Raw genomic sequence first — 5,427 nt, 5'->3', positions numbered from 1 at the left:
TTTTCCGGACATAGCGAGACCCCCTTATGTAGTTCTATTATCCTACATAAGGGGGCTTTTTGTCATTGTCCGTTTTTACTGGACCTGTTCATTCGTGGTGCTGGCCTTTGTTATGCTTCAAAACATTCTTTGATTGTATGGGAGGGATTTTATGCAGGCGCAAGTCAAATATGAAAGTGAAATCAAAACGGCTGTTCTCGGAGATCGGACAATCACCGTCAAAAATCTCACCCCCGTTTTTTCCCCGCAGGAGCTGGAAAAGCACAACCGCGAGATCGAGCGGCGGCTGTTTGAAGTGTTCCGCAAGTATGCCGGGCAGCGGGGGTAGGCAGGCCGGAGTCATCCTTGTTGTAAGGGGGCGGCAGAGGTATAATATACTTGTAGGTTGGCTCCCAACGAACAGAAAGGGAGCTAATTATGGATAATAGAATTGATGCAATTTACGGGCGGCAGTCGATTGACAAAAAGGACAGTATCAGCATTGAAAGTCAATTTGAATTTTGCCGATATGAGTTAAAAGGCGGTGAGGGTAAGGAATACAAAGACAAAGGGTATTCCGGCAAGAACATTGAGCGTCCCGACTTTCAGCGGCTCTTGCAGGACATCCGGCTGGGCCTGATTAAGCGGGTGATTGTCTACAAGCTGGATCGGATCAGCCGCTCCATTGTAGACTTTGCAAAGCTCATGGAGCTGTTCAAGCAATACGATGTGGAGTTTGTTTCCTGTACGGAAAAATTTGATACCTCCACCCCAATGGGCCGGGCGATGCTCAATATCTGCATTGTCTTTGCCCAGCTTGAACGCGAGAGCATCCAGATGCGTGTGCAGGACGCTTTCTATTCCCGGTGTGCCAAAGGCTACTATATGCGGGGCCGGACGCCATACGGCTTTGATACCGAGCCCATCGTCATGGACGGGATCAAGACAAAGAAGCTGGTGGAAAATGCGGAAATGGATTTTGCCGAGCTCATGTTTCAAATGTATGCGGAGCCGGGCAATTCCTACGGCGATATAACCCGGTACTTTGTCAAACATTCCATCAAGGTCTATGACAAGGCGCTGCAACGGGCCTTTATCTCTAAACTGCTGAGAAACCCCGTTTATGTCCAGGCTGATATGGACATCTACGAATACTTCAAGGCCCAGGGCGTAAAAATCGAAAGTCCCCCGGAAATGTTCACAGGGGACAATAGCTGTTATCTCTATCAAGGGCGCGAGGGCGAAGAGCCAATTCTTGTGATTGCCCCGCACCAGGGCCGCATTTCTTCCCAGCTCTGGCTGACTGTTCAGCGCAAGCTGTCACAGAACACCTCTTTCCAGAATGGCCGCAAATGCCATAATACATGGCTGGCCGGGAAAATCAAGTGCGGGCGCTGCGGCTATGCGCTGGCTGCTCTGAGAGCCCAAAATGGCGTTACCTACCTGCGGTGCAAACAGCGGGCGGAAAACGGGAGCTGTGAGGGGGCTGGTACGCTGACAGCGCAAAACATGGAGGCGTTTGTGTACGGCGAGATGGTTAAGAAGATGCGGAAATTCCACACGCTGAAAGGCGGAAAGGAACAAAGCTACAATCCGAAGCTGACCGCCGCCCGTGTTGCCCTTGCAAAGACGGAGAGCGAGATCGAGAAACTTCTGGACACTTTGTCCGGGGCAAACCCGCTGCTCCTGCAATACGCAAATACCCGCATTGAGGAACTGGACGCGGAACGTCAAAAGCAGCTAAAGCTGGTGGCCGATCTCACCGCTAATTCCGTTTCCGCTTCACAGATTGACAGCATTACGGGCTATCTGGATGATTGGGAGTCCGTTAGCTTTGACGATAAGCGCAAGGTGGTTGATATTCTCATATCACAAATTGACGCTACCAGTGAGGAAGTTACAATCCACTGGAAAATCTAAAATCTTTTCACTTGGCATTATGCCTTTGTAAAAAATAGTTAATGTATTTTGAAAATAAAATATATTAGCAAGGCATGAAGTATATTGCAGGTGAATTAAATGGATACAAACATTAAGTCAAAGGACAGGATATTAAACACAAGCCCATATAATAGATTATCAACAATAAACGAGTTCACTGCTTGTGTAGGTACAAATGGGAATTATGGACAGGATACTATTTGCGATGGATTTAAAGATGCAGTTCATATTCTGACAAATAGTCTTGAATCTGGAGAGGGAACTGCGGATAGTCTTGTTTATCCAATTCTTTTTTGTATCCGTCATTCTATTGAGCTATATCTTAAAGATATATATCATTCTGTAACATCTATATATATTGCAAAAACAAAGAAGAAAGATTTTATTCGATTACAAAAACTTAATAGAATTGAAAAACTTATATCTCAACGAATTAATGACAAACAGGATAAGTTAAGTTTCATACGAGTAGATTCTGTTGATGAAGATACCATTGTTAGAAGTTTGGCTATATTAAAAAAACGTCAGCAAATTATTGAAGGACAAATTAATGAAGTACATAATAGACTTTTTAATAAATTCAATTTAAATTCGTTCACTCATAATTTATCTGATTTAAAGGATAAAATTCTAAATTTTTATACAATTGATAAAAGAATTTCAGAAGTATTTGATCCCGTTTTGCCATATTTAAGCCACTATGAGTGGATAGATCCTAAAGGTGATGTGTTTCGATATTTGAATGATCATAAAGGTGAACCGCATTTGAAAAAAAAATGAGATTAGCCATATAGACATTTTGACTGCTTATTTTCAGTATAGAAAGATATCGGAAATTTTAGAAAATACACAGTGTTTCCTATATAATTTACGAATGGAATATAAAACGGGAACATTTACAAAAAGCTTATCTCGAGAACAATTAAAAGAAATATCTAAACTGTTGCCGAATCCACATATTTATAATGATAGCATTAAGGGAGTTAAAATATTAATTCAAGAAAAATATAAAATAAGTTCAAACGAGTTTGACAATGCACTTGATATTATAAATAAACATCGTGAATTTTCTAATAATAGAGGGAAAGAAATTATTTTTTCTACATTATCAAAGAGTACGTTAGAAAAATTTGGAGAATGTGCAATAGGAGTTAGAGATTGGCAGCAGGCTTCAAAAGATATTAAACATAGTGAATTATGTTTATTGTGGGTATTTTCGGAAATTTCTGGCTGGAGATACATTGATAATTATTATTCTGAAGATTTAAATGATTTATATCGAGCTGCAAAACATAAACATAATATTACATCATATAGTATAAATCCTAAAGTTGAACTTTCCTACGTGATCAATGGAATGAAAAAATGTGGACAGAAAACTTATGCAGAGATTTTAAATCAGTATTTATATGTACATAAATCAAACGGAGATGAGAAATTAAAAGGAAGTTTTAATTGATTTAAATAATAATTTATGTATTGATGCTTTGTTTTAAAATGAAAATAGATGAGTATAACATTCTAAAAAGTAGGAAGTAGCACTTAAAAAACTACACCAAGGCACAACCAGCTTCATCAGGCATACTTTTCATTCAATCATGATGGGATGAGTGATCAAAATAGATGACATAGCCGCAAAGCCAGTAAAATCAAGGCTTCCAGCGGTTTTTGAGGGCGATTTTCAAAGCCCCAAAAAATCCAATTTTATAGATGACATAGCGTTTTTGGAGTTAAAAAACGATTTTCGGGCAGTGAGATGAAAAAAAATCTCACTGCCTTTTTCAGTTTTCAGAACTTAACGAAAAAGCGATTTTCAAAATTACAACCCTTTTTTGAAAAAAATTTAAAAAAGTTTTTGAAAAGTGTGAAAATTATGATGAAAAATGTCGCAAAAGTATAAAAAATAAATTTGTATAAGCAAACTGAATATTAAGCGATGGAAAAGATATTTGAATTAAGGCAGTGGATGAAAAAAACATCACACTGCCTTTTTTGTTCCCTTAATTCGACAAAATGGGGTTTTTCAAAATTACAACCCCTTTTTGAAAAAAATTAAAAAATTTTTTAAGGAGGTGAGAACCATGAAGGAAGATGTCATAAAAGTATTAAAAGTAAAGCCACATGAACATCCTGAAGTCTATATGCTGAAAAATACATTGGAAGCTATGCAAGAAGCAGTTGGTGGATATATTGACATCTTAGGATTAGATGACAATGTATGTATCCTATTAAATGATGAGGGGAAATTGATTGGCTTAGAAGGCAACAGGAGAATTGGCAGCGATATCATCGTTGGCGATTTTTTTGTTTGCGGCAGTGACAAGGAAGGAAACCTGGCATCATTGAGTGAGGAGGCGTTGGACACATACACAAAAATTTTTTATGAACCACAGGAGTTTACAAAAGAAGAAATAGAAGAAACGACAGTAATTGAATTTTACACATTTGAATAAGGAGGATGTACAGTTATGAAAAATATGAAGACAGAACCAAGTGAAAAAACAATTATTTACAGAACTCCAGGTGATCCTATTGAAATCACAGATGAAATGCTGGAGAATGCAGAGATCAATCCTAATGAATTGGTAGATATCATTCTTCAAAAGGGATGCATCATTATAAAGCCAACAAGTGTGCTTGGCAGATTACCAGAGGATCTGCTTTTGCTTTATGAAGAACTTGGATTTTCGAGAGAAATGGTGGAGTGTGTTTTTACAAAATATGCTGAAGAAGCAGGAGGATTCGATGCTTTGGTTGAACAAATCAAAAAAGAAAGAAATGTGGCATTGTGGTAAGGTGAGAAAATGCGAAAAATAACAGATTTAAGAGGAATCAAAGATACCGCCAAAGTATTCCTGCACATGAATATAGAAGAAACAAAGTTTTCGCCGTTGGTCATCAAGCATCCGTTTACGGATTCAGCGATGGTTTGTGTGTCGCAGGCTGACGGTGAAATTGCTTTTGCCAATATTATGGAAGATACAAAGGCATTTACCCTATGGAAAGAACAAGTGGAAAAGCAGATTGATACTGCGGAAGATGTGTTTGGGGTATACCACCTTATGACAAAATCTTATCTGCTTGCTTTTTTAAAATATGCGGAATCATACTTGTCCAGAGAGGATTTTTCTAAAATGCTTGCAGACATCTGGATTCGGACAGAAGCACCTAATCTTGATCCTAACTTCAAGCAGAAAGAACTGCTGGATCTGTTCCGTAAATCAAAACAGGAGGAGATGATGACAGAAGATGAAATAGAAACACTGCGAAGCCTGCCGGAAACAGTATCGGTTTATCGAGGCGTGACCTCATATAATGCAGGCAAGGTCAAAGCTTTGTCTTGGACACTGGATCGAGAGGTTGCCCAATGGTTTGCCAATCGATTTGGAGAAAACGGTACTGTTTATGAGGCGGAAATTTCAAAGGAATATATTTTAGCGTTATTTAAAGGAAGAAATGAGTGGGAGGTGATTGTGGAACCAGATCATTTGCTTCAGTTATCAGAAG

7 protein-coding genes are annotated in these 5,427 nt (G+C 38.9%); all 7 read left to right on the top strand.

Features of this window, described 5'->3' with window-relative positions; translation table 11 throughout:
* The first annotated feature begins 151 nt into the window (after positions 1-151).
* Positions 152-328, top strand: coding sequence for a hypothetical protein (locus BUB35_RS19330; RefSeq protein WP_172749777.1), 177 nt, complete (start codon positions 152-154; stop codon positions 326-328).
* An 89-nt stretch (positions 329-417) separates the two neighbouring features.
* Positions 418-1,899 carry a recombinase family protein gene (locus BUB35_RS17755; protein WP_072853906.1) on the top strand — a complete coding sequence of 494 codons (1,482 nt, stop codon included), beginning with the start codon at positions 418-420 and terminating at the stop codon, positions 1,897-1,899.
* Between the two features lie 99 nt (positions 1,900-1,998).
* The gene (locus BUB35_RS17750; protein WP_072853904.1) at positions 1,999-2,700 is read left to right on the top strand and encodes a hypothetical protein; all 702 of its coding nucleotides are present in this window, start codon (positions 1,999-2,001) and stop codon (positions 2,698-2,700) included.
* Between the two features lie 94 nt (positions 2,701-2,794).
* Positions 2,795-3,379 carry a hypothetical protein gene (locus tag BUB35_RS17745; protein WP_072853901.1) on the top strand — a complete coding sequence of 195 codons (585 nt, stop codon included), beginning with the start codon at positions 2,795-2,797 and terminating at the stop codon, positions 3,377-3,379.
* A gap of 622 nt (positions 3,380-4,001) precedes the next feature.
* Complete coding sequence (locus tag BUB35_RS17740) at positions 4,002-4,373, top strand: DUF3846 domain-containing protein (RefSeq protein WP_072853899.1); 372 nt, start codon at positions 4,002-4,004, stop codon at positions 4,371-4,373.
* A gap of 15 nt (positions 4,374-4,388) precedes the next feature.
* A complete protein-coding gene (locus tag BUB35_RS17735; protein WP_072853897.1) occupies positions 4,389-4,715 on the top strand; it encodes a hypothetical protein in 327 nt (108 codons plus the stop codon).
* A 9-nt stretch (positions 4,716-4,724) separates the two neighbouring features.
* Positions 4,725-5,427, top strand: a 703-nt coding sequence (locus tag BUB35_RS17730; protein WP_072853895.1) for a hypothetical protein, incomplete at its 3' end; no start/stop codon positions are given.

Origin of the sequence: Anaerotignum lactatifermentans DSM 14214 (assembly GCF_900142265.1) — a bacterium.
Lineage (GTDB): Bacteria > Bacillota > Clostridia > Lachnospirales > Anaerotignaceae > Anaerotignum > Anaerotignum lactatifermentans.
The sequence above is the reverse complement of the archived record's forward strand: the minus strand, read 5'-3'. Positions and strand labels throughout refer to the sequence as shown.